Genomic DNA, 26,370 nt, shown 5'->3' on the forward strand with positions numbered 1-26,370 from the left:
GTCGTGTCATCGCCGCGAGGGTATCACGCAGGTTCTGAGGGCAAGAACCCGCGGTTTTCGCGTTCGTGAATGGCCAGTCAGCTTGCGGCCGCGCCGGCGGCCTCATCGCGCGTGCACCGGCCGGTGCGCCCGCACTGCCATCACCACGCCCAGGCCGGCCAGCAGCGACACCGCCGAGGTGCCGCCGTAGCTCAGCAGCGGCATCGGCACGCCGACCACGGGCAGCATGCCGGCGATCATGCCCCCGTTCACGATCACGTAGACGCAGAACGCCAGTCCCAGCGCGCCGGCGATCAGGCGCGAATAGCCGTCGCGGGCCTCACTGGCGATCCACAGGCAACGCCCGATCACGAACATGTACAACGCCAGCACGGTGGCCACGCCTAGCCAGCCGAATTCCTCGCTGAGCACGGCGAAGATGAAGTCGGTGGTGTGCTCGGGCAGGTAGTTCAGGTGCGACTGCGAACCCTGGCCCCAACCCTTGCCGGTCAGGCCGCCGGCGCCGATCGCGATCTTGGACTGGATGATGTTCCAGCCGGTGCCGAGCGGATCGGACTCGGGGTTGAGGAACGTCAGGATGCGGTCCTTCTGGTACGGACGCAGCAACCAGAACCACGCCACGGGCGCGATCGCCGCGACCGCGCTGAAGGCCATGCCGAACCACCACCACGGCAGCCCGGCCAGGTACAACGCGAAGGCGCCGCTGGTGGCGACCAGCATGGCCGTGCCGAAGTCCGGCTGCAGCAGGATCAGCCCAGTGGGCACCGCGATCAGCAATCCGGCGGCCAGTACGGTGCTCAGGCGCGGCGGCAACGGCCGGCGGTCCAGGTACCAGGCCACCATCATCGGCAGGCTCAGCTTGAGCAGTTCCGCAGGCTGTACGTACACCACGCCCAGGTTGATCCAGTGGCGTCCGTGCTTGCCGGTGCCGATCACCAGCACCAGCAGCAACGGCACCAGCGAGGCGGCGAACACCAGCGGCGACCAGTTTCGCAACTGGTTGGGCGGCACCCGCGACAACGCCCACATCACGCCCAGGCCGGCAGCGAAGAACGCGCCCTGCCGCACCACCAGCCCCATCGCATGGTCGGCGGCGCTGTAGAGCACGGCCAGCGCGATCACCATCAACGCCAGCAAGGCGCCCAGCAACGGCAGGTCGATCGTGCGCATGAAGCGCAGCAGCAGGTCGAGCAGCCAGCGCAGGATCAGTCTCATCGGGTCGGCTCCGGCGTGGCCTGGCGAGGGGCGGCCGGGCTCTGCACAGGCACGGCAGGCGGCTGCATCGCTGCGGCCTTCACGCCGGCCGGGGCCGTGACAGGCACCGGCGGCGCATCTTCTTCGTCGGGCGGCGCCGCGTCCGGCGCCCGCGGACGGACGCTCTTGGGATCGGATTCCACCGGCTCGGGCATCTTGCCCAGCAGGTAGGCGTCGAAGATCTTGCGCGCGATCGGCGCGGCCGTACTGCCGCCGAAGCCGCCGTGCTCGACCGAGACCGCCACCGCGATGGTCGGGTTGTCCGCCGGCGCATAACCGACGAACAGCGCCTGGTGGCGCAGGTTGTACGGCAGGTTGTGCGGATCGAAGCTGACACTGCCCTTGCGGCTGATCTTCTGCGCGGTGCCGGTCTTGCCGGCCATCATGTACGGCGCGCCGCGGGCCATCGCCGCGCCGGTACCACCGCCGTGGATCGTCGCGATCATGCCCTCCTGCACCGCGCGCAGGTTGCTCGCGTTGTCGGTGATCCGCGATGGCGCCGGCTGCGGCAGCGGCGTCCACGGCGCTTCATAACCGTCGCGGCGCGCGGCCACCAGATGCGGACGAACCAGGTTGCCGCCATTGGCGATCGCCGACGTGCCGCGCACCAACTGCAACACCGTGGCGATCCAGTAGCCCTGGCCGATGCCGGCGTTGACGGTCTCGCCGGCGTACCACGGCTCCTTGCTGCGCTTGCGCTTCCATTCCGGCGACGGCACCACGCCCTTGTTCTCGCCGGCCAGGTCGATGCCGGTGGGCTGCCCAAAGCCATATTTGCGCATGTACTGATCGAAGCGCTCGATGCCCATGTCGTAGGCGAGCTTGTAGTAGTAGAAGTTGACCGAGGCCGAGATCGACTTGCGCAGATCGGTCCAGCCGGCGCCGCCGTGCGCGTCGCGCCAACCGCGGCGCTGGCCGGGGATGTAGAACGTGCCGGTCGAGAACACCTTGTACTCGGGCGTGCGCAGGCCGCTGTCCAGTCCCGCCAGGCCGATCAGCGGCTTCACCGTCGAGCCCGGGGGACCGCCACCGAGCACGTTGCGGTTGAACAGCGGCCGCGACGGGTTGTCCATCAGCGCACGGTAATCGGCGTTGGAGATGCCGTTGACGAACAGGTTGGTGTCGTAGCCCGGCAGGCTGACCATGCCGAGAATCTCGCCGGTGCGCGGGTCCATCGCCACCGCCGAACCGTCCATGTCGCCAAAGGCGGTGACCATCGCCTGCTGCAGGTCCAGGTCGATCGACAGGCGCAGGTCGGCGCCCGGCGTCGCCGGGACGTGGCCGACCTGGCGCATCGGACGGCCGTCGACGTTGGTCTCGATCTGCTCATAGCCGACCTTGCCGCGCAGCGCCTCTTCGTAATAGCGCTCCAGCCCGGTCTTGCCGATGTGCGTCAGCGCGGCATTGCCCTCGGCCATCGTCTCCAGGTCCTTGGCATCGATGCGGCCGACGTAGCCGATCACATGCGAGAACACGTCGCCGTAGGGGTAGCGGCGGTTGAGGTAGGACACCAGCTCGATGCCCGGATAACGCCAGCGATCGACGGCGAAGCGCGCGACCTCTTCCTCGGTCACGCGCAGCTTCAGCGGGATCGGCTTGAAGCCACGCGAGGCGCGGCGCTCGTCCTCGAAGCGCGCAAGATCTTCCGGCGTCAGCGCGATGATCTTCGACAGCGCCGGCAGCCAGGCCTCGGTCTTGCCGGCCTCGAAAGGCGTCACCTCGATGCGGTAGGCCGGCACGTTGTCGGCCAGCACGCGGCCCTTGCGGTCCAGGATCAGTCCGCGACCCGGCACCACCGGTCGCAGCTTGATGCGATTGGCTTCCGAGCGCGTGGCGTAGTCGGCGTGCTCCCACACCTGCAGGCGGAAGTACCACAGCCCCAGCCCGACCAGCGCCAGCAAAACGCCCAGGAAGGCGATCGCAGCGCGACTGCGAAACTGCTCGGCCTCGGCGGCCGTGTTCTTCAGGATGCGACGACGCGGACCCATCTCAGATCCCGATGGCCCGTATGGCGCAGGTCGCGCCGGGGCTGAGGGCGTGCGGAGCAAGGAAGAGCGAAGGAGTGCATGTCGATACACGACCGAGCGATGACGCCGCGCCGTGCGGCCTCAGCCCCGGCCCTTCGGGTTGCTTCCCAATGGCCGCCATGCGGCGGCGCGCGACTTGACCTTGCAGGCAGCAAGGCGCGGCGTCTCGAGCCACCATCTGACGGCCATTGGGAAGCAACGCGACCTGCGCCATACGGGCCATCAGGATCTTCTCCGCCACTGCCCCAGTCGTATCGCATCCATGGCGACGAACACCAGCGGCCACAACAGCATGCCCAGCAGCGGCGCCAGCCAGAACTCGCGCGGTGGCGACGGCTGGCCGAGCACGAAATGGATCACCGCGGCGACGATGCGGTCATTGAGCAGCAATCCGCCGATGGCCAGCGCCTGCTGCGACATCGGGAAGAAGCGCAGGCGCGCGCGGAACCGCTGCAGGATGAAGGCCATCACCACCAGGCGCAGCGCCTGCTCGCCGAACAGCGTGCCGAAGGTCAGGTCGGCCAGCAGGCCGACGCTGAAGGCCACGCCCAGGCCGACGCGGTCCGGATCCTCGATCAGCCAGTAGGCCAGCACCAGCGCCAGCCAGTACGGCCGCAGCGGCTGCAGCGCCACCGGTAATGGGAGCAAACCCAATATCAGCGCGGCAAGCAGGCTGACGGGCAGCGCCCAGTAGGCATTCGAGCGGCTCATCGACGCTCCTCGCCGGTGGTGGGTGGTGCCTTCGGCGTGGTCGGCTGGGTGGTCGCCGGCGACTGAACGGCTGGCGACGGGACGGTTTTCGGCGCGATCGGTGGCTTGCCGGCCGGTGCGGAAGCTGCCGGCTTCGACGGCATGGGCTTGGCCGGCGTGACGGCTGGGACGGTGGAAGCCCCAGTCGGCGCGGTCACAGCGGTGCCGACCGTGGCGCCAGCGGCCGCACCCGTCGGCTGACTCGAATCGAACGGTGCCACTTCCTGCGCCACCGGTGCCGACAACAGCACCAGCACTTCGCGGCCGCGGTCGAACTTCGCCGCCGGGCGCACGTCGCCCTCGAGGAAGGCGCGGCTGTCGTCGGGATGCAGGCGGGTGATCGTGCCGACCGGGAACCCGGCCGGGAAACGCCCGCCCAGCCCCGAAGTGACCAGCACGTCGCCGACCTTGACGTCGCTCGACAGCGGCACGCTCGACAACCGCAGCACGTCGCTGCGACCCTCGCCGTAGGCGACCAGGCGCACGCCGTTGCGTGCGATCGCCACCGGCACCGCGTGCGAGGGGTCTGTGATCAGCAGTACGTTGGCGTGCATCGGCGTGGTGCCGATGATCTGGCCAAGCAGGCCGCCGTTGTCGATCACGCTCTGGCCCACCTGAACGCGGTCGCGGTTGCCGGCGTCGAGCACCAGGCGCTGGCGGGTCGGGTCCAGGTCAATGTCCAGTACCGGCGCCAATATCACGTCGAGATTGCCGCGCCCGGCCGCATCGAGCAGGCCGCGCAGGCGCGCATTGTCGGCCGCCAGGGTCTGCAGGCGCGCCATCCGGGCCTGGTTGAGCAGCAGTTCCTCGCGCAGGCGGCGGTTCTCGACGGTCAGCTGGCCGAGCGTGCCGGCGTCGTCGCTGATGCGTTCGGCGATGCGCCCGGGCAAGCCGGCCAGCATCCACAGCGGCTGCACCATCAGCGCGGCCTGCTGGCGCGCCTGGCTGAGCCAGCCGCCGCGATGATCGAGCAGGATCAGCACTACCGACAGCGCCAGATACGCCAGCAGCCGGAGGGTTCCGGCAACTTCACCGGTGCGTGCGGCAGTGGGTGGACCGGCGTAAGGGGGCACGATGGATCAGGAGCCGGTAAGGGGGAATAGGGAATTTAGGGCGGGAACAAGGAGCAATCGCGAACGAGGGCACAACGGGGCCAGGCGGAGATCTTTCATGCCAAACAGACACGGTGCCCCGTGTAGCCGCAGCCCCTGGTCGTCCATCGTTCCCTATGCCCCATTCCCCATTCCCGCTTTGCGCCGCGGTTTACTCCGGCGCAAAGAACTCGTTGCCGTGCATGTCGACCAGCTCCAGCGCGCGACCGCCGCCACGGGCCACGCAGGTCAGCGGGTCGTCGGCGACCTGAACGTGCAGGCCGGTTTCCTCGCTGATCAGGCGGTCCAGATCGCGCAGCAGCGCGCCGCCGCCGGTCAGGACGATGCCGCGCTCGGCGACGTCGGCGCACAGTTCCGGCGGGGTCTGCTCCAGCGCCAGCTTGATCGCCGAGACGATGCCGGCCAGCGGCTCGCGCAGGGCGTCGAGCACCTCGTTGGAGTTGATCGCGATCATCTTCGGCACGCCCTCGGCGAGGTTGCGGCCGGAGACCTCGATCGAGGTCGCCTTCTGCTGCGGGTAGGCGCAGCCGATCTCGAGCTTGATGCGCTCGGCGGTGGCCTCGCCGATCAGGGTGCCGTAGGTGCGGCGCACGTAATTGATGATCGACTCGTCGAAACGGTCGCCGCCGATGCGGACCGAGGCCGAGTAGACGATGCCGTTGAGCGCGATCACCGCGACCTCGGTGGTGCCGCCGCCGATGTCCACGACCATCGAGCCGCGCGCCTCGGTCACCGGCATGCCGGCGCCGATCGCGGCCGCCATCGGCTCCTCGATCAGGTAGACCTCACGGGCGCCGGCCTCTTCGGCCGATTCCTTGATCGCGCGACGCTCGACCTGGGTCGAGCCGCACGGCACGCACACCAGCACGCGCGGGCTCGGGCGCAGGAAGCGCGACTTGTGCACCTTGCGGATGAAATGCTTGAGCATCTCCTCGGTGTAGGTGAAGTCGGCGATGACGCCGTCCTTCATCGGCCGGATCGTGGTGATGTGCCCCGGGGTGCGGCCGAGCATCTGCTTGGCCTCGCTGCCGACCGCGGCGACGGTGCGGGTGCCGCCGATCAGGCGGTCCTGGCGCACGGCGACCACCGATGGCTCGTTCAGCACGATTCCCTGCCCGCGGACATAAATGAGGGTGTTCGCCGTCCCCAGGTCGATGGACAGATCATTGGAAAACATGCCGCGAAACTTCTTGAACATCGAGGGATAGGCCGTCAAAAGAGGGGGGCGCACAGGGCCCGCTAGCCTAGCAACCGCCCCCCTTGCGAGCAAGGAAAAACCTGCATTCCGCGGCGGTTTTGGTCGCTGGAGGGCAACTGCCTGGCAAGCGAACAGCCTAACGACGAAGGCGCCCCCGATTCAGGACGCGGGTCGCAAAAAACTGGTAGGGCGACCGCCCAGCGGCTACCCTACGCGCCGCGCGGCAGGCGTCGCGCGCCCGCGAGCCCCTCGCAACAGCCCGCGCACGCCACTCGCGGCTTTCCAATAACCAGGACGAATACCGATGTCTGCACTGATCTGCGGCTCGCTGGCCTACGACACCATCATGGTGTTCCCGGACCAGTTCAAGAACCACATCCTGCCGGACAAGGTGCACATCCTGAACGTCTCGTTCCTGGTGCCGCGCATGCGTCGCGAGTTCGGCGGCTGCGCCGGCAACATCGCCTACAACCTCAAGCTGCTGGGCGGCGATCCGATCCCGATGGCCACCGTCGGCACCGACTTCGGTCCGTACCGTGCCCACTTCGAGGAACAGGGCATCCGCCTCGACCAGGTCAAGGTGATCGAAGAGCTGTTCACGCCGCAGGCGTTCATCACCACCGACCACGACAACAACCAGATCACCGCGTTCCATCCGGGCGCGATGATGCGTTCGTTCGAGAACCACGTGCGCGACGTCAAGGGCGTCACCTTCGGCATCGTCAGCCCCGACGGCCGCGAGGGCATGCTGCAGAACGCACAGGAATTCGCCGAGGCTGGCATTCCCTTCATCTTCGATCCGGGCCAGGCGATGCCGCTGTTCAACGGCGCCGAGCTGCGCGCATTCATCGAACAGGCCGACTACGTCACCGTCAACGACTACGAGTCCAACCTGCTGCAGGAACGCACCGGCTGGAGCGAGAACGACATCGTCCAGCGCGTGAAGGCCTACGTCACCACGCGCGGCCCGCACGGCTCGCAGATCCACACCCAGGAAAAGACCTACGACATCCCGCCGGCGCACGAGCGTCGCGTCACCGATCCGACCGGCTGCGGCGACGCGTTCCGCGCCGGCCTGATCTTCGGCATCGAGAAGGGCTACGACTGGCTGACCATCGGCCGCATGGGCAACCTGATGGGCGCGCTGAAGGTCGAGCACCCGGGCACGCAGAACCAGCGCTTCGATTACGACGAGTTCGCCGAGCAGTTCAAGCAACAGTTCGGTTACGCGCTGTAAGCGGCTGCATCAGCGATTCAAGAAACCCCGCTTCGGCGGGGTTTTTCTTTTTTCGCGAGCTTGAGCCAACACGGACCATGACCTAGAACGGCGTGAACTTGAACTGCCTGATGATCACCTCGACCGTCTTGCCGTTCGATGGCGGCTTGTTGAACAGCCACAGGTTCATGCGCAGCGGCATCGGTTTGCTGGCGATGCGCTGGGCGAAATCGGCCGGGGCGAATGTCCAGTCGGCGATCGGGTAGCGGTTGTCGTCGTAGAAGCCGTGCGTGGACTGGAAGCGGATCGATTCGCGCTGCCAGATGAAGCGATGCGTACTGGCGTTGCCCGTGAGCGGCAACGGAAAGGTTCTCGTGGTCGGATCCAGCGACAGGTTGACCGGCCAGACGGTGTAGTTGAGGGCGTTACCACTGGCCTGCCCCCACTTGGCGAACTCGATGTCGATCTCGTTGGTGGTGTCCGGGCCGACGTCGGCTGTCGGATACGAGAACAGGCCGAGCACGGCATTGCGGTCGAGCAGGTCGGGACGACCGTCCACCTGGAACTGGTACACGCCGTAGCCCAGTGGATAGTCGGACAGGACTTCAGCCGCGCACCATTTCCCCTTCGTTCGGGTGATGCGCAGGTGCAGGTAGCCGTTCGCGTCGACGAAGGCGTTGTTCTCGCACCAGTTGTTGTTGGCAGGGCCCCCGACGCCGTTCGGCCTGACCGTCCACGACATCCCGGAGAACCACAGCGTCTTGGCCGCGCATACCGGCGAAACGCCCAGCGCGGCAACGGCCAACAGCGCCGTGGCGCACGACTTCGATAAACCGTCCATCGTCAGTTCCGCTGATCGAAACGGACCAGAAGACACACCTGAGAGCGTGAGGTCGATGTGACGACGGCGAGTGCACCCGCAAGCATCGACTGCGCAGCGAGGTGGCGTGCGAAAGCGCACGCGTCACCTCGCTGCCAGCGATCACATCATGTGCGCGAGCCAGAGCATCTCCGGCGCCGCCAACCGCTCGAATTCCGAATACGGCATGCGCACGATCTCGGTGTGGTTGCCGGCGTTGAAGGCGACCATCTTCTGGTGAGCCAGCCGCGAATCGACGTAGACCGGCATGCCGTAGAGATGACCGAACGGCGGCATCGCACCGGGTTCGCAATCGGGGAACTGGCCACGGAATTCGGCCTCTTCGGCCAACTCCACGGTCGCACCGCCGAGGGCGAGCGAGAGTCGATGCAGGTCGGCCCGGTAGGCGGCGGGCATGACCACCATGCACAGCCGGCCATCGGCCTTGATCATCACGGTCTTGGCGAAATGCTCCGGCTCGATGTGGGCCACCGATGCCGTGTCGTGCGCGGTGATGGTGCGCGAGTGGTTGAGCGTGGTGTACGGCGCCTGCCCTTGATCGAGCAGGTTTGACAAGCGAGGCGAGAGCATGGCGACCTCCGCCCGGCATCGTTGCGTTCCGCTCGCCGGCGATGCCGCTGGGCGAACTTGGCGTGCGCATCCCGCGTCACGCCGCCAGGCGACGCTTCGATATCGCGCCGCCGCACACGGAGCTTACTCCTCGTGCGGGGCTTGCAGGCGTTACGCCAAATTCACGAGTGCTCGCCCTGCCCTCACCCCACCCGCTCGCGGGAGAGGCAGGTCAGTTCCACTTCGGCAGCTTGCTCGAATCCAGGCCTGCCACTTCGTACACGGCCGTGCGCGTGCCGCCTGCTTTCACCGGGAACTCGATCTCGATGCGCTTGGCGTCCTTCACGGTGCGCCACAGCATCTTCTCGTCCTCGATGAACATCGCGATCGCCTCGTCGGTCTTGGGTCGGCTCGCGTCCACCGGCTTGGGCGCGGCGTCGTCGACCTTCAGCTTGACCTTGCAGCCGCCATAGCAGTCGAAGTCGCCCTTCTCCAGCACGAGGTAACTGCTGCGACCCCATTCCGGATGGTCGCGGAAGATCAGCTGCACCGGTCGCGCGCCGCTGCCGTCGACGTCGATCGGATCCTTCGAATAGATCGAAGCCGACAGCTGGACGCCGCCCTTGACTGGCCCGCCTTTCAACGGCGTGTTCAGGTAGGTCCACAGACCCGCAAGGCGTCGTTCCTCTCGGGCGGCCGCGGCCTTGGCCTTGGCGTCGTCGATCTGCGATTGCAGGCGCGCGACAGCGTCGCTCGTCGGGTACTTGGCCTTGAGCACTTCGCCGTGGGCGCTGGCGAGTTCCCAGTTCTGCTTGGCGTATTCAGCCTCGAACGCAGTCGCATATTCGCCGGCCGCCTGCTCGGTGGCGGCGCGCTTGGCTTCGGCCTCGGCTTTGGGATCCTGCGCCGGTCCACACGCTGCCAGTGCCAGTACGAGGCCCAGCGAAATAAGGGTTTTGTTCCTGGCATTCATCGTCTTGCCTGTCCTCGTTCGATCAGCGTGGTCACGGCCTGCGCGACCGCGTCGGGTTTTTCCATCAACGACATGTGGCCGCAGCCGTCGAGCAGCACGCGGCTGGCCTGCGGGATCCGCCGCGCGTACAGGTCCAACGCACTGGCGTCGATCACCGCATCCTGCCTGCACCACAGCAGCAGCGCCGGCTGGCGGATCTTCGCCGCTTCCTCGCCCGGCAGGAAGCGTTCGTCGCCGCGACCGATGCGGTCGAGCACGCCTTGCTCGAAGGCGGCATCGCCCCGGCGGCGTGCGATGTAGATGCCGTCGGCCGGCCACGGGATCGTCGGCTGCGCCTTGACGTCGAAGTACACGGTGCCAAGGTAATGCTCCAGGGTGCTGGCATCGCGCACGGCGAACGGGTTGTGCCCGGCCAGGACCTGCTCGCCGAAACGGTTGTCGGCAAAGCGCACGCCGGCAGCGTCGAGCAGCCCGACACGTGCCACCTCCTCTGGATACCGCGCCGCGGTCAGCGCGGCGATGCCGCCGCCCATCGAATGGCCAAGCAGCACCACGCCGCCCTTGGCACCGGCGACCTGGTCGATGAAACGCGCCACGCGCGCACTTTGCGCGACGAAGCCGTAATCGGCGCCGGCGATGCGCTGGCTCTCGCCCCAGCCGGGCAGGTCCGGGACCAGCAGGCGGTAATGCCCGCGCAGACGATGCGCGACCGGATACCAGTTCTCCTTCATGCCAGTGAAGCCGTGCAGCATCACCACCGTCGGCGCGCCGGCCGGAGCGTCATTGCTGTAGGCATAGACCCAGCGATGGTCGTCGATCACCACGCTGGTCTTCGACAACCCGGCCGCCAGGCGCTGGCGGGTAAATTCTGCGCGCACCAGCGAGTACGGATCGATCCACAACACGACCGCGCCGGCCACCACGGCGATGGCGAAGACGAGCATCAGCAGGCGCAGGATGCGTTGGGGCACGTTGGGGCTCTGGCGCAGGGAAGGGGTCGGCGAAAGCTAACCCCTCCCCGGCCCTCCCCGGCAAGCAGGGGAGGGAGTGATCTGCTGCGGGCTTCAGCCCTCCCCCTGCTTGCAGAGGGAGGTTGGGAGAGAGACTCGCGGCGCGGCAGCGCCGCACAATGCCGACTTGAGCGAGGCGCTTTACTTCGCCGGAGCTGCCGGTGCCGACTTCGCCTTGGCGATGGCCTCTTCCACCGAGCCGGTCGTGATCGGGTGATAACCCGGCCTGGCCTTGGCGAAGGTGCCTTCGGCCAGCTTCAGGCCCTCGGGGGTTTTCACCAGCTCGTTGTAGGTCGGCATGATCAGCTTGCGACGGCCGATCTTCGACAGGAACGCGGCGATCGCTTCGTTGGCCTGTGTGTAGCCGCTGCGCACCGCCAGCGGATACCAGCGCTGCGCGATCTCGCCGTTGGGCGTGCCGGTGAAGTGGTAGGCGGCGTCGAGCGCGGCGAGCTGCTCGGGCTTGAGCGTCCTGGGCATGCCATCGATGAAGTGCACCCATTCCTGCGTGGTCCACTTGGCGGTGGCCGCCTTGTCCGGCAGCGTGCCGTTGTCGAGCCAGTCCTTGCGCGCGGCATCGACCGCGTCGAAGCGCGGCGACACCGTCTTGGGCGCGCTGGCCGGTACGCCCGGCTGGTAGATCCACTCGTCGAGCTCGGCTTCGGTCACCTTGCCCGGGTACTTGTCGAGCAGGTTGGCCTGGGCGTACTCGATGAACTTCGTGGTCGGGATCGACTGGAACGCGAAGTGGTTGAAGTATTCCTTCAGGAACGGATCGAACGCCTCGCGGCCGAAACGCTCCTCCAGGAACTGCAGGAACCACGCGCCCTTGGTGTAGACCGTCGAGCTGCTCGCATCGTCCGGATTGGCCAGCGTGCCAGGACGCAATGCCAGCACCTGCAGCTTCGGATCGATCTCCTTGTATTCGGCGGCCAGCTCGTTGCGCGAGATGACCTTCTCCATGTCGGCCGCTTCCTTGCCGTACAGGTCCTCGACGATGCGGTTCTCGACGTAACTGGTGAAGCCTTCGTTGAGCCAGCCGTCCTTCGGCGTGGAGAACGTCACCAGGTTGCCCGACCAGCTGTGCGCCAGCTCATGCGCGACCAGCGACACCAGCGACTTGTCGCCGACGATCACGGTCGGCGTGGCGAAGGTCATGCGCGGGTTTTCCATGCCGCCATACGGGAACGACGGCGGCAGCACCAGGATGTCGTAGCGCTCCCAGCGGTACGGGCCGTACAGGCGCTCGGCCGTGACCATCATCTTCTCGGTGTCGGCGAACTCGTTGGCCGCCTTCTTCACCATCGTCGGCTCGGCCCACACGCCGGCGCGCGCGCTGATCGGCTGGAACACCAGGTCGCCCGCCGCGATCGCCAGCAGGTACGACGGGATCTTCTGCGGCATCTTGAAGGTGTAGTCACCGTCGCGCACCGCCTTGGGATCGTTGTCGGCGCTCATCAGCACCATCGCATCCTGCGGCGACGTCACGTGAGCGGTGTAGGTGAACCGTACGCGCGGCGTGTCCTGCAGCGGCACCCAAGAACGCGCGTGGATCTGCTGCGACTGGCTGAACATGAAGGGCGTCTTCTTGCCCTCGGTCATCGCCGGGGTCAGCCACTGCAAGCCGGAGGCGTCCGGCGAGGTGTGGTAGGTCACGCGGATGCGCGCATTGCGCGTCGGCGACTCGATGGTGAGCTTGTTGCCCAGCACCTTGTCCTTCGGCGCGAGCTTGTAGGCCAGGTCGACCCACTTTCCGTCGCTGCGCTCACCGACGACCTTTTCGACGGTGATGTCGCGGGTGTCGAGGATCAGCTGGGTGGCCTTGGGGTCGGCCCAGTCCAGCGTGTAGGTGGCGCTGCCACCCAGTTCCTTCTTGTCGAAGTCGACCTTCAGCTGCAGTGCGAGGTCGTTGATGCGGACCTTGTCCGGCTCGGCATAGGAGTACTCGTCGACTTCGGCGAGGGTCTTCTGGTCGGCGGTGGTCACGGCGGCGGCCCCCTTGTCGGCGGTGGCGGCAGGCGGGGCGGCGTCGCGGGAACAACCGGCGGCAAGCGCGGCGGCCAGGCAGAGGGACAGGATCGAGTAGCGCATACGGCGGGCCCAAAGGGACGGTGTGAGCCGTCGAGTTTAGCGCCTTGCCTGCGGCCGGGCATTTGCCTGACCCATTGCCTTGGAGGCCTCAGAACCCAAGGCGGAACCGGCCCGCGGACGCCGTCCCGTTGCCTTGGGGCCCCTGGCCAGGCCAGGCGAGCGGCCTACCCCATACCGCTCAGGTCAGACTTTGTAACCCGTATGAATGGCGACGATCCCGCCCGACAGATTGCGGTAGTCGCAACGCGCAAACCCCGCGGTCTGCATCATCGCCTTGAGCTCGTCCTGCGGCGGATGCTTGCGGATGCTCTCAGCCAGGTACTGGTAGCTGTCGGGGTCGCCGGCGAACAGGCTGCCGAGCTTGGGCAGCACCTTGAACGAATGGAAGTCGTAGATCGGCTTGAACCAGTCGGCCTTCACTTCCGAGAACTCCAATACCCGCGCCTGGCCGCCGACCTTCAGCACGCGGTACATCTCGCGCAACGCGGCGTCCTTGTCTGTGACGTTGCGCAGGCCGAAGGCGATGGTCACCAGGTCGAAGCTGCCGTCCGGGAATGGCAACTTCTCGGCGTTCATCTGCACGTATTCGAATCCGGCGACCTTGCCCATGTCGGTCATGCGGTCGCGGCCGACGCGCAACATCGCGCCATTGATGTCGCCCAGCACGATGCTGCCGGTGTCGCCGACCCGATCGCGCAGCAATAGCGCGATGTCACCGGTCCCGCCGGCCAGGTCGAGCACGCGATCGCCGCGCTTGACCTGCGCGGTGCCGACGAAATAGCGCTTCCACACCCGATGGATGCCCAGCGACATCAGGTCGTTCATCAGGTCGTACTTGCTGGCGACCGAGGAGAACACCTGGCCGACCAGCTTCTGCTTCTCGCCCGTGGGCACGTCGCGGAAACCGAAGTGGGTGGTACCGGGTCCGGTGTCGCGCGGCCTGGATTCCTGCGGCTTGGAGTCGTGCTGATCGGGAGATTCGCTCATGCCGCGATTATCGCACCAACGTACAATCCACGGGCTTGCCGAGGATCCAGGTTGCGCCAAGGAACCGGCCCCAGGGAGCAACAGCCGCCGATGAGCAGCGTCGAGCCGCGCCAATGGCTGCCTCACGAGCGGCCGCTGTTTCCGGGCTCGCCCTCGACCCCGTTGCACCCGCTCGCGCTGCGCGTTGCCTTTGCCGTGGTTGGCGCCACGGTGGCCATCACCGGCAGCCTGGGTAGCGCCCTGGTGTCGGCCAACCTGCCGGACCTGCAGGGTTCCCTCGGCGTCACCGCGGCCGAGATCGCCTGGCTGCCCGCCGCCTACGTCATGACCAACGTGTCGGCCAACCTGGTGCTGATCAAGTTCCGCCAGCAGTACGGGTTGCGCTTGTTCACCGAGATCGTCCTGGTGCTGTTCGTGCTGGTGACCTTCGCCCACCTGTTCGTGCACACGCTTCCGTCGGCGATTACGGTGCGTGCGGTCAACGGCATCGCCGGTGCCGCGACGATAGCGCTGGGTCTGTTCTACATGATCCAGGCCTTCCCTCCGCAGCATCGCCTGCGCGCCATCGCCGTGGGCATCGGCATGAGCCAGCTCGGGCCGCCGCTGGCGCGCGTGATCTCCACGGATCTGCTCGAGTTCGGCGAATGGCGCGGCCTTTACCTGTTCGAACTGGGCCTGTCGCTGCTGTCGCTGGGGGGCGTGCTGCTGCTCCGGCTGCCGCCAGGGGATCGGATGCGGGTGTTCGAGAGGCAGGACATCGTCTCCGTCACGCTGCTGTCGGTCGGGATGGCGCTGTTGTGCGCGGTGCTGTCACTCGGCCGCATCGAGTGGTGGCGCGAGGCGCCGTGGATTGGCTGGTCGTTGGCCGCGTCCATCGTGCTGGTGGTCAGCGGGCTGGGCTACGAACATTTTCGCGCAAACCCCCTGATCAACACGCGTTGGCTCAGCAGCGGCCTGATGCTGCGGCTTGGCATCGCCATCGTGCTGATCCGCATGGTGCTCACCGAGCAGAGCGTGGGGGCGGTGGGCTTCCTGCAGGCGATGGGGCTGACCAACGACCAGATGCACGGGTTGTTTTCCGTCGTCCTGCTCGGCTGCCTGCTCGGCATCGCCCTCAGCGCGATGACCGTGAAGCCGGTGCTGACGCGCGTTCCGGCGATCATCGCGCTGTTGTGCGTTGCCCTGGGCGCGTGGATGGACGCGCACTCCACCAACCTGACCCGACCCGCGCAACTGATGCTCAGCCAGTTCCTGATCGGCTTCGGCAGCACGTTCTTCCTCGCGCCGGCGCTGATCGCCGGAATCGGCAGCGTGATCACGCAGCCGCGCAACCTGATCAGCTTCTTCGTGATGTTCAGCATCGCCCAGAACCTGGGCAGCCTGTGTGGCACTGCGTTCCTGGGCACCTTCCAGGTGGTGCGCGAGAAGTACCACTCCAGCCAGCTCGTCGAGCACCTCACCCTGCTCGACCCGCAGGTCGCGGCGCGCATCCAGTCCGGTGCGGGGGGCTTGGGGCAGATCGTCACCGACCCGGCGCTGCGCAATGCGCTGGGCCTGCGTGCGCTGGGCGCGGCGGCTTCACGCGAAGCCAATGTGCTGGCCTTTAACGATACGTACATGATCATCACCGTCCTCGCCCTGCTGACGGCTGCCTGGCTGTTCTGGGTCGGCATCTACTTGCGCCTGAAAGCCCGTCGCCAGCGGCTCCTGGCGGAGGCAGCGACCCCGTGAGCACGCCTGGCCCCGCCGCTTCTCCACCTGCCGCATCCGCACCTGCCGCGTCCGGCCCGGCGGCCGCGCCGGCGCCGCCGCCGAGGCCGCTGTGGCAAATCGGCGCATTCGCCGCCGTGGCCCTGATCGGCGCGCTGATCGTGCTTTACGCGTGGCGGCTCCCGCCCTTCCGCAGCGCCCTCCAGAGCACCGAGAACGCCTATGTGCGCGGCCAGGTCACGCTCATCAGCCCCCAGGTCAGCGGCTACGTCATGCAGGTTCCCGTTCGCGATTTCCAGCACGTGCACAAGGGCGACCTGCTGGTGCAGATCGACGACCGCATCTACCGCCAGCAGGTGGACCAGGCGAGCGCGCAACTCCAGGCCGCCCATGCCAGCCTCGACAACTGGACGCAGCAGTTGCGCAGCGCCCACGCCAGCGTGGCGCAGGGCCGCGCCGGCATGGCCAGCAACGACGCCCTGCACGTCAGAACCGAAGCGGCGTTGCGTCGCACCGACAAGCTGGCCCGCGGCAAGCTGGTGTCGGAACAGGATCTCGAAACGGCCTTTGCCGCCAACGCCCAGGCCGTGGCCGCGGTGAACCAGTCCCGTGCCGCACTGGATGCGGCCGAGCAGAGCGTGCGCAGCGTCAGCGTCAACCGCGCCGCGCTGGAGGCTTCGGTCGCCGGCGCGGAAGCCGCGGTGAAGCTGGCGCGGATCAACCTCGAGCACACCCGCATCGAGGCGCCGCGCAACGGGCAACTCAGCCAGATACTGGTGCGCGAAGGCGCCTACGTCACCAACGGCACGCAACTGATGGCGCTGGTGCCCGACACGTTCTGGGTCATGGCCAATCTCAAGGAAACGCAGATGACCGACGTGCGGATCGGGCAACCGGTGCGCATCAGCGTCGACGCGCTGGGCGGCAGGCGCATGCGCGGCCATGTCCAGGAGATCTCGCCCGCTGCCGGCTCGGAGTTCAGCGTGCTGCCGGCGGACAATGCCACCGGCAACTTCGTCAAGATCGCCCAGCGCATTCCGATCAAGATTTCCATCGACGCCGGACAGCAGGGCTCCGCGCGCCTGCGTCCCGGCATGTCGGTGGTGGTCGATATCGATACATCGGGTGCTTCGCGCGAATGATGCGCAAGGTTCGAGGACACTTTGGCCTTTGATTGTGGATCCCCGCCTGCGCGGGGATGACGCGGCCTTCTCCGTATGACGTCTTGACCCTCTGGCATCATGTCGCCATGAACGCCGCCGATCCGAATGCCTCCGGCTCCCTGGCCGACGTCAACATCCGATGGGTCGCCAGGTCGTTCCGCGAACTGGATGTCGACACGCTCTACGCGCTGCTCAAGCTGCGCTCGGAAGTGTTCGTCGTCGAGCAGAACTGCGTCTATCTCGATCCCGACGGCAAGGACCGGCACCCTGACACCGTGCACCTGCTCGGCATGGCGCCGGACGGCTCATTGGCGGCATACCTGCGGATCCTGCCCGCCGGGTTGAGTTATCGGCAGGTGAGCTTCGGCCGCGTGCTGACCGCTCCGGCCTGGCGCGGCCGTGGCCTGGGCGATCCGATGCTGCATGCGGCGCTGACCGAAATCGAGCGGCGCTGGCCCGGCACTGACGTACAGATAGGCGCGCAGGCACACCTGCAGGGCTTCTACGGCAAACACGGCTTTGTCGTCTCCTCCGAAGCCTACGTCGAAGACGGCATCCCGCACGTCGACATGCTGCGACCGTCCCCGCGCTGAACCCCAGCGGGCGGTGCGCGACGGCGGGTCGTACAACAGCGTGGCCATCGACCCGACGGCACCATCGCGTCAGACTCTATACAAGTCCTCCATCGCCATCGCCATGATCGCCACGCCCGACTACCGCGCCCTGCTCGCCACCGCCGTCACCGAAGCCCGTCAGGGTCTGGCCGAAGGCGGCATCCCGATCGGCGCGGCGCTGTACCACCAGGACGGTCGCCTGCTCGGCTGCGGACACAACCGCCGCATCCAGGAAAACGACCCCTCGGTGCACGGCGAAACCGACGCGTTCCGCAAGGCCGGCCGCCAGCGCCGCTACCGCGACACAATCATGGTCACCACGCTGGCGCCGTGCTGGTACTGCAGCGGCCTGGTGCGGCAGTTCAACATCGGCACCGTGGTGGTCGGCGAGTCGGTGAACTTCCGCGGCGGCATCGACTGGCTGCGCGAGAACGGCGTGAAGGTCGTCGATCTCAACGACGGCGAGTGCATCGGGATGCTCGGCGACTACATCGCGTCGCACCCCGGGGTCTGGAACGAGGACATCGGCGAGGACTGAACGGCTGCATGCGGAGGTGACTTCTGCCCCATGAGTCGCCGGCCGGCAACCTCCACCATCAACGGCATGCACGACCACGTCGACCACGAAACCCGCCACAGCGCCGGCGATGCGCTGTGCACGCACCGGCACGTGCCTGCGTACGCGGCCTTGGTACTGGAAGGCGGCTACGTCGAGGCCAGCGCAGACGGACCGGTCGAATGCACGCCCGGAACCCTGGTGCTGCACCCGCGCTACCACGCCCACGGCAACCGTTTCGGCCGACGCGGCGCGCGGGTGGCCAACCTGGCGCTGCCGGCAGGCACCGAGCCGGCGGTGCTGCAAGTCCTGCGCGTGCCCGATCGGGCCGAAGCCGGGGAAGTATTCCTGCGCGGCGCACAGCACCTGCACGCGCTGATCCTTGCTTCGAATGGCGCGCGTTCGATGTCGCTGCAGGGCTGGCAGGTCGAGTTCCTGCACGACCTGCAGTACAACGATGAGCCGATCGCACGGATCGCTCGCCGTGCCGGTGTGTCCGACGAGCATGCCAGCCGCATGTTCCTGCGCACGCACGGCATGTCGCCGCAATCGCTACGGCGCGAGTTGCGAGGCCGCCAGGCGCTGTCGCTGCTGGCCGGCGAAGCTTCGCTGGCCGATATCGCCGCCCGCAGCGGCTTCGCCGACCAGAGCCACCTCACCCGCAGCGTGCGCGCCATGACCGGGCTGCCGCCAGGACGCCTGCGCCGTCAGATCAACTGCGTTCAAGACGCCGAACCTGCACCGATGCGCTAATGCGGGCACAGGCGGTCCGGTAACCGCCCTGGATTTCCCCCATGCGCTTGCCGCTCCCGCCCCTGCTTTCGCTCACCCTGGCGCTTTCCCTAGCTGCGACGACCACCGCATTCGCGGCCACCTCCGTGGAACCCCAATCCGACGCGGCCGCGAAGGCGGCCATCGCCGAGTCCACCAGTGCGATCCTGCAGGGCGACAGCCACCGCGCGATTGCCGCGCTGGAGCAAGCCTCGGCAGCAGGCTTCGTCGGGGCGGATGCGAGTTACCGCGATTGCATGATCGAACGCTTCCAGCGCGCCACGCCTGCGTTCGACACCGAAGCGGTCAGCGAACCCTTCGTCCGCGACGTGTTCCGCATCTACCAGGAGTACTGGTGGCACGCGCTGGACAATCCGTCGCAACGGGCGTCGCTGGAGACGACATTGTTCGGACAACTGCGCCAACGACTGGATGCCGGGACAAGGACTGCCACCGACATGGATGCGCTCGAACCGCTGCTGCAAAGCGCGTTGCTCGAGCGCGGCTACTACGCACAACTCGGCCGGACGATGCCACTGCGCGAACTGATGCTGTGGCGCAAGCAGGAGACGCGCTACTACGACGTCGACCTTCCTGAGGGTCGCCGCCGCGCACGCGTGGAGCTGCTGGATGATTTCGTCAGTCGCGGCTGGAGCGCCTACGCACGCTGCGGGCGCGGATCGGCTGGCGGCTGGGCTACCGCCGACATGCTGTACGCCGTCGTGCCAAGCTACACCGAAGGCCTGGACAGCGAGGCGTTCCGTGTGGTGTTCCTGGGCCACGAAACGCAGCATTTCGCCGACCAGAACACCTTCCCCGGCATGGCTTCATGGGAGCTGGAATACCGCGCCAAGCTGGTCGAGCTGGCGCAAGCGCGCGAAGTCAGCGCCAAGCGCCTGGGATACATGATCACCGCGCAGAGCGAAGACATCGACTCACCGCACACCTATGCCAACAAGCGCGTGGTCGCCGACCTCACGGCGCGTTTGGGACGCGCGCCGGACCAGGTGAGCATCGACGAACTGCAACAGGCCGCGCGGGCGCAACTTCTGGCCGACACGCAGCGACGCAAGCCTGGAGCGCACACCGCGACTACGGCGCCGTAGCGATCAGATCCGGATCCTTGTCCTCAAGCAGACGTAAAAAGGCCCGCCGTATGGCGGGCCTTTCTTGCAGCCACGGGGCCTCAGCACGCGCGGCCTTCGTCCATGCAGGACTTACATCCTGTAACTGAAACCCAACAGGTACTGACGACCGTATTCGGTGTACTCCTCAGGCATGAACAGCCCGGTCCCGGTGGCCTCGCTGACCTCGCTGCGGAAAGCATAGTTGTTGACGTTGTTGACCTGGAACATCAGCGACAGTCCTGGGAGCCCGCTTTCCTCGGCGAAGTCGTAGCTCACCTGCAGGTCCAGCGAGCGCTCGCTGAGCGTGTTGCGGTACTGGCGCGTACCGAACAGGGAGCCGTACTCGCCACGATACGGGTCGCGGTAACGCTGGCTGATGCGCGCGGCAAAGCCATGGTTCTCGTAGTACACGACCGCGTTGGCGACGACCTTGGACAGGCCCGGGATTGTATCGGTGCCGTTGCCTTGGTCCGGGCCGTCCGGATCGATCGACGACTCGGTGTAGGAGCCGTTGACCTGCACTCCGAAGCCCGTCAGCGCAGGCGTGAACAGATCGCCGGCAAGCGTCGCGCTGACCTCGACACCGCGCATGTACCCGCCGGTGCCGTTGGCCCAGGTGCTGAAATTGCCGAAGTTCGAGACCGGCGTGACGCCATTGTCGTCGTAGCCGCTGAAGTCCCACGGGATGTTCTGTCCGTAGATGTACGTGTCCAGGTCCTTGTAGAACAACGCGAGGGCGACATAGCTCGCCGCACCCATGTACTTCTCGAACGACAGGTCGACCGCGTTGGCGCGGTACGGTTCAAGCAGCGGATTTCCGCCGCTGCCCTGCCATTCGCGCGTGATCGGGTCGACGCTGGCGTCGCTGTCGGCGCTGAGGTAGTTGATCGGTGGGCGCATCAGTTCCCTGGCCGCACCGAAACGCACCATCCAGCCGTCTCCGAAGTCGGCGACCAGGTTCAGGCTGGGCAGGATATCCCCGTAGGACGTGCCCAGCGTCTGCGTGCCGACCACGGCGCCGCCGTTGGCGTTGAATCCGGTCGAGGACTGGTCGGTGCGGATGTACTGCGCACCGGCGTTGCCGCGCAGGCGCACGCGGTCGGTCACGTCCATGTCCAGGTTGGCGCGGAAATAGTAGGTGTCGACATCCTCGTCGACCACGAAATCCTTGCGCAGGTCGTCGTTGCTCTCGCTGATGTAGACGTTGTAGTAGCGCGACAGCAGGTCACGCGGGTTGTAGCTGAGCAGGCGCCCCATGCCGACGAAGTCGAGTGAGGTCGGTGCATTGAGCAGCGAAGGATCGACCGTCGTCGGCGCACGGTCGTTGAGCAGGTCCGCGAAATAGACCTGCGCCACCTTCTCCTTGGTGCGGCGGTTGAAGTTCACGCCGACGTCGTAACTGCGCAGCCAGTCGGAGCTCTCGATGTCATGCGTCAGCTGAAGTCGCGCGGCCTTGATCTCGTCCTCCTGGCGCGAATTCTCCAGGCGACCGTCGTGGCCCCACATCTGTGGATCCCACAGGTAGACCGTGCCCGGATTGGACAGGTCAGGCAGCGAGTAATGGTTGAAGCCCGGGCTCGCGGACAGGTCGAAGCCGATGCTCTGCGGACCCAGCAGGCCAGCGTAGGTTTCCAGCGTGGACTGCTCGCGCTCGGCCTTCGAGTAATTCAGGTCGGCCGTCAGCGACCAGCTGCCCAGGTCGACGGTGTTCGCCCAGCCGGCTGCATAGAGCTTGTCGTCGCGGGTGTTGTTGTCGTTTCGGACCGCCGGCTGCACGCCGTTGAGCACGCCGTGGGTGATGACCGGAACGCCGTCCACATTCGTCGTGGCCACCTGGTCGTAGCTGACCGCCCCGTTGTTGAACCACGGGTCGTTCCCCCACATCGCTCCATGCATGACCTCTTCCTGGTCGAAATTGGAGTAGTACAGGTCGAGCATGCTGTGGAAGGTCTCGTTCGGCTGGAACTCGACGACGCCCATGACGCCGTCGCGGTTCAAATCGTGCGACTTGATCCAGCCTTCGCTGCCCTGCAGTGCGACCGCGCCGGCGGGCTTGCCGGGCTGCGGCGCGCCCCAGACATCGGTGTCGGCCCACCACCACGCCTTGTAATGCTTTTCCTGGAACGGCGAATCCAGAAGTGCAACGCCGAGAGCGACGCCGACGGTGTTGTTGGCGAACTGGTCGACGTAGGAGGCGCTGGCGCGATAGCCGGTATCGCTCGCATCGTCGCTCAGCTTGCCGAAGGAGTTCTTCTCGCCGCTGCCGCTGACCACGATGCGGCGCTGACCGTACTCCAGCGGGCGGATCGTCTGCAGGTCGACGGTGCCGGACAGGCCCTGCCCGACCAGCGCCGCATCCGGGGTCTTGTATACGGTGACGGCGTTGATCAGTTCGGCGGGGTACTGGTCGAGCTCGACACCGCGGCTGTCGCCGGTGCTGACCTGTTCGCGGCCGTTGAGCAGCGTGCCGACGAACTGCTCGGACATGCCGCGGATGTTGATGACCTGCGAGCGGCCGTCCACGCGCTGGGTGGCAATGCCCGGAAGGCGCGAGATCGAGTCGGCGATGCTGATGTCCGGCAGCTTGCCGATGTCCTCGGCCGACACCGCCTCGACGATGGAGTTCGATTCGTTCTTGGTCTCCACCGAGGTCTCGATGCTGTGGCGGATGCCGGTGACGGTGACCCTGTCGAGCGTCGCGGCATCACCCGGTGTCGGGGCCTCCTGCGCCTGCGCCTGGGCCGCGGTGGATGCCAGCAGCGCGAGGCCGCAGGCGACGACGAGGCCGCGCTTGCGCGGAGATGCACACGACAAACGCACCGCAGGTTGCGGTGCCACAGGATGGAACGTCATGAAGGCCCCCAGGCCGAAAGTTGACTGCGCGGACCCGCGCAGATCGAGGTGTGAAGAACTCGTTATTTTGCCCTGAAGAGGGGCCGGCAGCCTGTATGCCTGCCGAACGAAATCCACACGCGGAGGGGTGGGGGCGTATGGTGCGACCCGTTCGGGCCGTCAGCTCAGGGCGCAGCGGGCCGACCGGGACAACTCCCACGAGTGGCGGTCCGGAAGCCAGAAGGCCCGCCATGTGGCGGGCCTTCTCCAAAGGGATCGGACCGGCTTTACAGGATGTAGCGGCTCAGGTCCGGATCCTTCACCAACTCGCCCAGGTGCGAGTCGACGTAGGCGCTGTCGATGCGGACGGCCTGCCCGCCACGGTCTGGCGCCTCGAAGCTGAGCACGTCGAGCAGGCGCTCCAGCACGGTGTGCAGGCGGCGCGCGCCGATGTTCTCCTGGCGCTCGTTGACCTGCGCGGCGATCTCGGCGAGCCGCTCGACGGCATCGCTTCCGAACTCGACGGTCACGCCTTCGGTCTTCAGCAGTTCGATGTACTGCGTGATCAACGCGGCCTTGGGCTCGGTAAGGATGCGGACGAAGTCGCCCTTGCTCAGCGCGCCCAGTTCCACGCGGATCGGGAAGCGGCCCTGCAGTTCCGGGATCAGATCGCTGGGCTTGGCCAGGTGGAAGGCGCCGGAGGCGATGAACAGGATGTGGTCGGTGTTGACCGGCCCGTACTTGGTGCTGACGGTCGAGCCTTCCACCAGCGGCAGCAGGTCGCGCTGCACGCCTTCGCGGCTGACATCGCCGCCGCCGATCGTTTCGCTGCGCTTGGCGACCTTGTCGATCTCGTCGATGAAGACGATGCCGTGCTGCTCGCAGGCTTCGATCGCGGCCTCGCGGACGTCGTCCTCGTTGACCAGCTTGCCGGCTTCTTCCTCGGTCAGCTGCGCGCGCGCGGTGCTGATCGTCATCGTCTTGCGATGGGTCTTGGCGCCGGCGACCTGCGAGAACATCTGGCGCAGTTGCTGGCCCATTTCCTCCATGCCGGGCGGCGCCATGATGTCGACGCCGACGTTCACCGCCGTTTCGATCTCGATCTCGCGCTCGTCCAGCGCGCCGCTGCGCAATTGCTTGCGCAGTTTGGCTCGGGTTTCATTGGCTTCCGCGGAATTGGCCTGCGCGGACGGTTCGTCCCTGGCGGCCTCGGTCGGGTTGAAACCGAACACCGTATTGGCAGTGCCCGCGCGGCGTGGCAACAGCGCATCGAGGATGCGCTCCTCGGCGCGCTCCTCGGCCTGCGTGCGCACGCGCTGCTTGGCCTGCTCGCGGTACAGCTTGACGGCGGTGTCGGCCAGGTCGCGCACGATCTGTTCGACGTCCTTGCCGACATAGCCGACCTCGGTGAAGCGCGTGGCCTCGACCTTGACGAACGGCGCGTTGGCCAGCGTCGCCAGGCGCCTGGCGATCTCGGTCTTGCCGACGCCGGTCGGGCCGATCATCAGGATGTTCTTCGGCATTACCTCGTTGCGCAGCTCCAGCGGCAACTGCATGCGGCGCCAGCGGTTGCGCAAGGCGATCGCAACGGCGCGCTTGGCCGCTTGCTGGCCGATGATGTGGCGATCGAGCTCCTGCACGATCTCGCGCGGCGTCATGGTGGTGTTGCTGGTGTCGGGCTTGTTGGGCATTGGATGGGCTCTTGCTCGTCTTCCCGCGCAGGCGGGAATCCAGTGTCTTGCAGGTAAGCGGCGGGAGTCGCTGGATCCCCGCCTTCGCGGGGATGACGCCTCAAAGCTCTTCGATGACGACGTTGCGATTGGTGTAGATGCAGACATCGCCGGCGATGTTGATCGCCTCGGTCGCGATGGCCCTGGCGTCGAGCTGTGTATGCGCGATCAGCGCGCGCGCGGCCGACAGCGCGTACATGCCGCCGGAGCCGATCGCGATGATCCCGTCTTCCGGTTCGATGACATCGCCGGTGCCGCTGATGATCAGCGAGGTTTCCTTGTCGGCGACCGCGAGCAGCGCCTCCAGCTTTCCGAGGCGACGTTCGGTGCGCCAGTCCTTGGCCAGTTCGACCGCGGCCCGGGTGAGCTGGCCGTGCTTCTCCAGTTTTGCCTCGAACAGCTCGAACAGCGTGAACGCATCGGCGGCGGCACCGGCGAATCCGGCCACCACCTGGCCGTCGCGGCCGAGGCGGCGCACCTTGCGTGCATTGGCCTTCATCACTGTGTGGCCAAGCGTGACCTGGCCGTCGCCGGCCACGGCCACGCGGCCGTCGCGGCGCACCGAGACAATGGTGGTGGCGTGAAAAACGTTGGGATTCTGGCTCGGGTCCATGCGACCTCCGGGGTGTCCCGAACAGAAGTGGGGTCGGCGGCGGCTGCTTCAAGACGTTCTCGGAAGCAGGAGCAACGGCAACCGCCGTTCCCCTCTTCCGCCTTCGGGCACCTTCTCCCGCAAGGGGGAGAAGGAAAGGCGAAGTCCTTCGCCTCGTTCGGGCCCTTTCCTTCTGCCTTCCCGCAACTGGGAGAAAAACAAGCCCCTCTCCCTTGCGGGAGAGGGAAAGGCGCGAAGCGCCGAGGGAGAGGGGTTACGGCTTGCGCTTCGCCCGAGGGTGCGCCGCGTCGTACACCTTGGCCAGATGCTGGTAATCCAGGTGCGTGTAGATCTGCGTCGTGGCGATGTCGGCGTGCCCGAGCAATTCCTGCACGCCGCGCAGGTCGCCGGAGGATTCGAGGATGTGACTGGCGAACGAATGCCGCAGCAGGTGCGGATGCACGCGCTTGAACAACCCCTGCTGCTGCGCAAGGTGACGCATGCGCAACTGCACCGCGCGTGGCGTGATCGGGCCGCCGCCGCGGCCGGGGAACACCGGCGCGTCGTTGGCACCGCCGCTGGCCGCACGCCACTCCGACAATGCCGTGCGCGCGTGCGAACCCACCGGCACGCTGCGCTGCTTGCGCCCCTTGCCGAGCACGCTGACCAGGTTGTCGGCCAGGTCGATGTCGCGCCAGCGCAACGCGCACAACTCTGACAGGCGCACGCCGGAGGAATAGAACAGTTCCAGCAATGCCCGGTCGCGCAGGCCCAGCGGCGCGTCGGTCGGGACTTCGACCAGTGCCTTGGCTTCGTCCGGATCGAGCACCTGGGGCAGCTTGCGCGGCGCCTTGGGCGAACGGATCACCGCCGCGGGACTGGAAGCCAGCCGGCCTTGCCGGACCAGCCAGCCGTAGAAGCTGCGACACGCCGAAAGCCGGCGCTGCAGGCTCTTGGGCGACAGTCCCCGCCGGTGCTCGGCAGCGACGAAGGCGCGGATCTGCTCGGCGTGCAATGCCTCGACTTCCTCGCCCTGTTTGTGCGCCCACTCCGCCAGCGCGCCGAGGTCGCGCCGGTACGCGTCGAGGGTGTGCGCCGACATGTGGCGTTCGACGGTGATGTGGGCGAGGAAGTCGGCGATCGCCTTGTGTCCGTCGTCCGGGCGAGCCGCTTCGTCTGCGTCGTCCTGGCCAACGCCAGGATCCATTTTGATCTTGTCTTTCACGCG

The 26,370-nt window shown here is 66.9% G+C and carries 20 protein-coding genes and 2 pseudogenes; 7 read left to right on the forward strand and 15 right to left on the reverse strand.

Going from position 1 to position 26,370, the window contains the following annotated elements:
- Positions 1–102: 102 nt before the first annotated feature.
- The 5 genes from rodA to J2X06_RS13185 form a co-directional block, all read right to left on the reverse strand.
- Positions 103–1,215: a rod shape-determining protein RodA gene (gene rodA, locus J2X06_RS13165; RefSeq protein ID WP_310063117.1), complete on the reverse strand. Its 1,113-nt coding sequence runs from the start codon at positions 1,213–1,215 to the stop codon at positions 103–105.
- On the reverse strand, positions 1,212–3,242 hold the full coding sequence (mrdA, locus tag J2X06_RS13170) for a penicillin-binding protein 2 (protein WP_310063119.1): 2,031 nt from the start codon (positions 3,240–3,242) through the stop codon (positions 1,212–1,214). Before mrdA ends, rodA begins: the two co-directional genes overlap by 4 nt.
- A gap of 261 nt (positions 3,243–3,503) precedes the next feature.
- On the reverse strand, positions 3,504–3,992 hold the full coding sequence (gene mreD / locus J2X06_RS13175) for a rod shape-determining protein MreD (RefSeq protein ID WP_310063121.1): 489 nt from the start codon (positions 3,990–3,992) through the stop codon (positions 3,504–3,506).
- Positions 3,989–5,104, reverse strand: coding sequence for a rod shape-determining protein MreC (mreC, locus tag J2X06_RS13180; RefSeq protein ID WP_310063123.1), 1,116 nt, complete (start codon positions 5,102–5,104; stop codon positions 3,989–3,991). The genes mreD and mreC overlap by 4 nt, the downstream gene beginning before the upstream one ends.
- 190 nt (positions 5,105–5,294) lie before the next feature.
- Positions 5,295–6,341, reverse strand: a complete 1,047-nt coding sequence (locus J2X06_RS13185; RefSeq protein WP_310063125.1) for a rod shape-determining protein — start codon at positions 6,339–6,341, stop codon at positions 5,295–5,297.
- Between the two features lie 304 nt (positions 6,342–6,645).
- Between J2X06_RS13185 and J2X06_RS13190 the strand changes: the two genes are divergently transcribed.
- A complete protein-coding gene (locus J2X06_RS13190; RefSeq protein ID WP_310063127.1) occupies positions 6,646–7,578 on the forward strand; it encodes a carbohydrate kinase family protein in 933 nt (310 codons plus the stop codon).
- Positions 7,579–7,660: 82 nt separating this feature from the next.
- Here J2X06_RS13190 and J2X06_RS13195 read toward each other — a convergent pair whose 3' ends face one another.
- From J2X06_RS13195 to ubiE, 6 genes are all read right to left on the reverse strand, one after another.
- Positions 7,661–8,398 (reverse strand): glycoside hydrolase family 16 protein, encoded by a 738-nt coding sequence (locus J2X06_RS13195; RefSeq protein ID WP_310063129.1) that lies wholly within the window; start codon positions 8,396–8,398, stop codon positions 7,661–7,663.
- A gap of 141 nt (positions 8,399–8,539) precedes the next feature.
- Positions 8,540–9,007 carry an aminoacyl-tRNA deacylase gene (locus J2X06_RS13200; RefSeq protein WP_310063130.1) on the reverse strand — a complete coding sequence of 156 codons (468 nt, stop codon included), beginning with the start codon at positions 9,005–9,007 and terminating at the stop codon, positions 8,540–8,542.
- A gap of 211 nt (positions 9,008–9,218) precedes the next feature.
- Positions 9,219–9,959 carry a hypothetical protein gene (locus J2X06_RS13205; RefSeq protein ID WP_310063131.1) on the reverse strand — a complete coding sequence of 247 codons (741 nt, stop codon included), beginning with the start codon at positions 9,957–9,959 and terminating at the stop codon, positions 9,219–9,221.
- Positions 9,956–10,930, reverse strand: a complete 975-nt coding sequence (locus J2X06_RS13210) for an alpha/beta fold hydrolase (protein ID WP_310063134.1) — start codon at positions 10,928–10,930, stop codon at positions 9,956–9,958. The genes J2X06_RS13205 and J2X06_RS13210 overlap by 4 nt, the downstream gene beginning before the upstream one ends.
- A 180-nt stretch (positions 10,931–11,110) precedes the next feature.
- Positions 11,111–13,060, reverse strand: coding sequence for a M1 family metallopeptidase (locus J2X06_RS13215; protein WP_310063136.1), 1,950 nt, complete (start codon positions 13,058–13,060; stop codon positions 11,111–11,113).
- Between the two features lie 183 nt (positions 13,061–13,243).
- Positions 13,244–14,047 carry a bifunctional demethylmenaquinone methyltransferase/2-methoxy-6-polyprenyl-1,4-benzoquinol methylase UbiE gene (ubiE, locus tag J2X06_RS13220; RefSeq protein ID WP_310063138.1) on the reverse strand — a complete coding sequence of 268 codons (804 nt, stop codon included), beginning with the start codon at positions 14,045–14,047 and terminating at the stop codon, positions 13,244–13,246.
- A 90-nt stretch (positions 14,048–14,137) separates the two neighbouring features.
- Between ubiE and J2X06_RS13225 the strand changes: the two are divergent.
- The 6 genes and pseudogenes from J2X06_RS13225 to J2X06_RS13250 all read left to right on the forward strand — a co-directional run.
- Positions 14,138–15,756: pseudogene (locus J2X06_RS13225) on the forward strand (MFS transporter); the annotation flags it as partial.
- 49 nt (positions 15,757–15,805) lie between these two features.
- Positions 15,806–16,899, forward strand: a pseudogene (locus tag J2X06_RS13230) (HlyD family secretion protein).
- Positions 16,900–17,006: 107 nt separating this feature from the next.
- Entirely contained in the window at positions 17,007–17,513 is a 507-nt protein-coding gene (locus tag J2X06_RS13235) for a GNAT family N-acetyltransferase (RefSeq protein ID WP_310063140.1), read from the forward strand.
- Between the two features lie 103 nt (positions 17,514–17,616).
- Positions 17,617–18,072, forward strand: coding sequence for a nucleoside deaminase (locus J2X06_RS13240; protein WP_310063639.1), 456 nt, complete (start codon positions 17,617–17,619; stop codon positions 18,070–18,072).
- 30 nt (positions 18,073–18,102) lie between these two features.
- Positions 18,103–18,843, forward strand: a complete 741-nt coding sequence (locus tag J2X06_RS13245) for an AraC family transcriptional regulator (RefSeq protein ID WP_310063142.1) — start codon at positions 18,103–18,105, stop codon at positions 18,841–18,843.
- A gap of 41 nt (positions 18,844–18,884) precedes the next feature.
- Positions 18,885–19,967 carry a hypothetical protein gene (locus tag J2X06_RS13250; protein WP_310063144.1) on the forward strand — a complete coding sequence of 361 codons (1,083 nt, stop codon included), beginning with the start codon at positions 18,885–18,887 and terminating at the stop codon, positions 19,965–19,967.
- A 111-nt stretch (positions 19,968–20,078) separates the two neighbouring features.
- Here the strand turns inward: J2X06_RS13250 and J2X06_RS13255 are convergent, their stop codons facing one another.
- The 4 genes from J2X06_RS13255 to xerC form a co-directional block, all read right to left on the reverse strand.
- Complete coding sequence (locus J2X06_RS13255) at positions 20,079–22,841, reverse strand: TonB-dependent receptor (protein ID WP_310063145.1); 2,763 nt, start codon at positions 22,839–22,841, stop codon at positions 20,079–20,081.
- Positions 22,842–23,107: 266 nt separating this feature from the next.
- A complete protein-coding gene (hslU, locus tag J2X06_RS13260; protein WP_430539601.1) occupies positions 23,108–24,478 on the reverse strand; it encodes an ATP-dependent protease ATPase subunit HslU in 1,371 nt (456 codons plus the stop codon).
- A 133-nt stretch (positions 24,479–24,611) separates the two neighbouring features.
- Positions 24,612–25,163, reverse strand: coding sequence for an ATP-dependent protease subunit HslV (gene hslV, locus J2X06_RS13265; protein WP_310063147.1), 552 nt, complete (start codon positions 25,161–25,163; stop codon positions 24,612–24,614).
- A 253-nt stretch (positions 25,164–25,416) separates the two neighbouring features.
- Positions 25,417–26,349, reverse strand: coding sequence for a tyrosine recombinase XerC (gene xerC / locus J2X06_RS13270; RefSeq protein ID WP_310063148.1), 933 nt, complete (start codon positions 26,347–26,349; stop codon positions 25,417–25,419).
- Positions 26,350–26,370: the final 21 nt, after the last annotated feature.

Source organism: Lysobacter niastensis (assembly GCF_031457115.1).
In the GTDB taxonomy this organism is placed as follows: Bacteria; Pseudomonadota; Gammaproteobacteria; order Xanthomonadales; family Xanthomonadaceae; genus Lysobacter_J; species Lysobacter_J niastensis_A.

Bases quoted from the DNA above. Each gene is read 5' to 3' on its own strand.
- rodA (WP_310063117.1), bottom strand. From the start codon at position 1,215: ATGAGACTGATCCTGCGCTGGCTGCTCGACCTGCTGCTGCGCTTCATG.
- mrdA (WP_310063119.1), bottom strand. From the start codon at position 3,242: ATGGGTCCGCGTCGTCGCATCCTGAAGAACACGGCCGCCGAGGCCGAG.
- mreD (WP_310063121.1), bottom strand. From the start codon at position 3,992: ATGAGCCGCTCGAATGCCTACTGGGCGCTGCCCGTCAGCCTGCTTGCC.
- J2X06_RS13185 (WP_310063125.1), bottom strand. From the start codon at position 6,341: ATGTTCAAGAAGTTTCGCGGCATGTTTTCCAATGATCTGTCCATCGAC.
- J2X06_RS13190 (WP_310063127.1), top strand. From the start codon at position 6,646: ATGTCTGCACTGATCTGCGGCTCGCTGGCCTACGACACCATCATGGTG.
- J2X06_RS13195 (WP_310063129.1), bottom strand. From the start codon at position 8,398: ATGGACGGTTTATCGAAGTCGTGCGCCACGGCGCTGTTGGCCGTTGCC.
- J2X06_RS13200 (WP_310063130.1), bottom strand. From the start codon at position 9,007: ATGCTCTCGCCTCGCTTGTCAAACCTGCTCGATCAAGGGCAGGCGCCG.
- J2X06_RS13205 (WP_310063131.1), bottom strand. From the start codon at position 9,959: ATGAATGCCAGGAACAAAACCCTTATTTCGCTGGGCCTCGTACTGGCA.
- J2X06_RS13215 (WP_310063136.1), bottom strand. From the start codon at position 13,060: ATGCGCTACTCGATCCTGTCCCTCTGCCTGGCCGCCGCGCTTGCCGCC.
- ubiE (WP_310063138.1), bottom strand. From the start codon at position 14,047: ATGAGCGAATCTCCCGATCAGCACGACTCCAAGCCGCAGGAATCCAGG.
- J2X06_RS13235 (WP_310063140.1), top strand. From the start codon at position 17,007: ATGAACGCCGCCGATCCGAATGCCTCCGGCTCCCTGGCCGACGTCAAC.
- J2X06_RS13240 (WP_310063639.1), top strand. From the start codon at position 17,617: ATGATCGCCACGCCCGACTACCGCGCCCTGCTCGCCACCGCCGTCACC.
- J2X06_RS13245 (WP_310063142.1), top strand. From the start codon at position 18,103: ATGAGTCGCCGGCCGGCAACCTCCACCATCAACGGCATGCACGACCAC.
- J2X06_RS13250 (WP_310063144.1), top strand. From the start codon at position 18,885: ATGCGCTTGCCGCTCCCGCCCCTGCTTTCGCTCACCCTGGCGCTTTCC.
- J2X06_RS13255 (WP_310063145.1), bottom strand. From the start codon at position 22,841: ATGACGTTCCATCCTGTGGCACCGCAACCTGCGGTGCGTTTGTCGTGT.
- hslU (WP_430539601.1), bottom strand. From the start codon at position 24,478: ATGACGCCGCGCGAGATCGTGCAGGAGCTCGATCGCCACATCATCGGC.
- hslV (WP_310063147.1), bottom strand. From the start codon at position 25,163: ATGGACCCGAGCCAGAATCCCAACGTTTTTCACGCCACCACCATTGTC.
- xerC (WP_310063148.1), bottom strand. From the start codon at position 26,349: ATGGATCCTGGCGTTGGCCAGGACGACGCAGACGAAGCGGCTCGCCCG.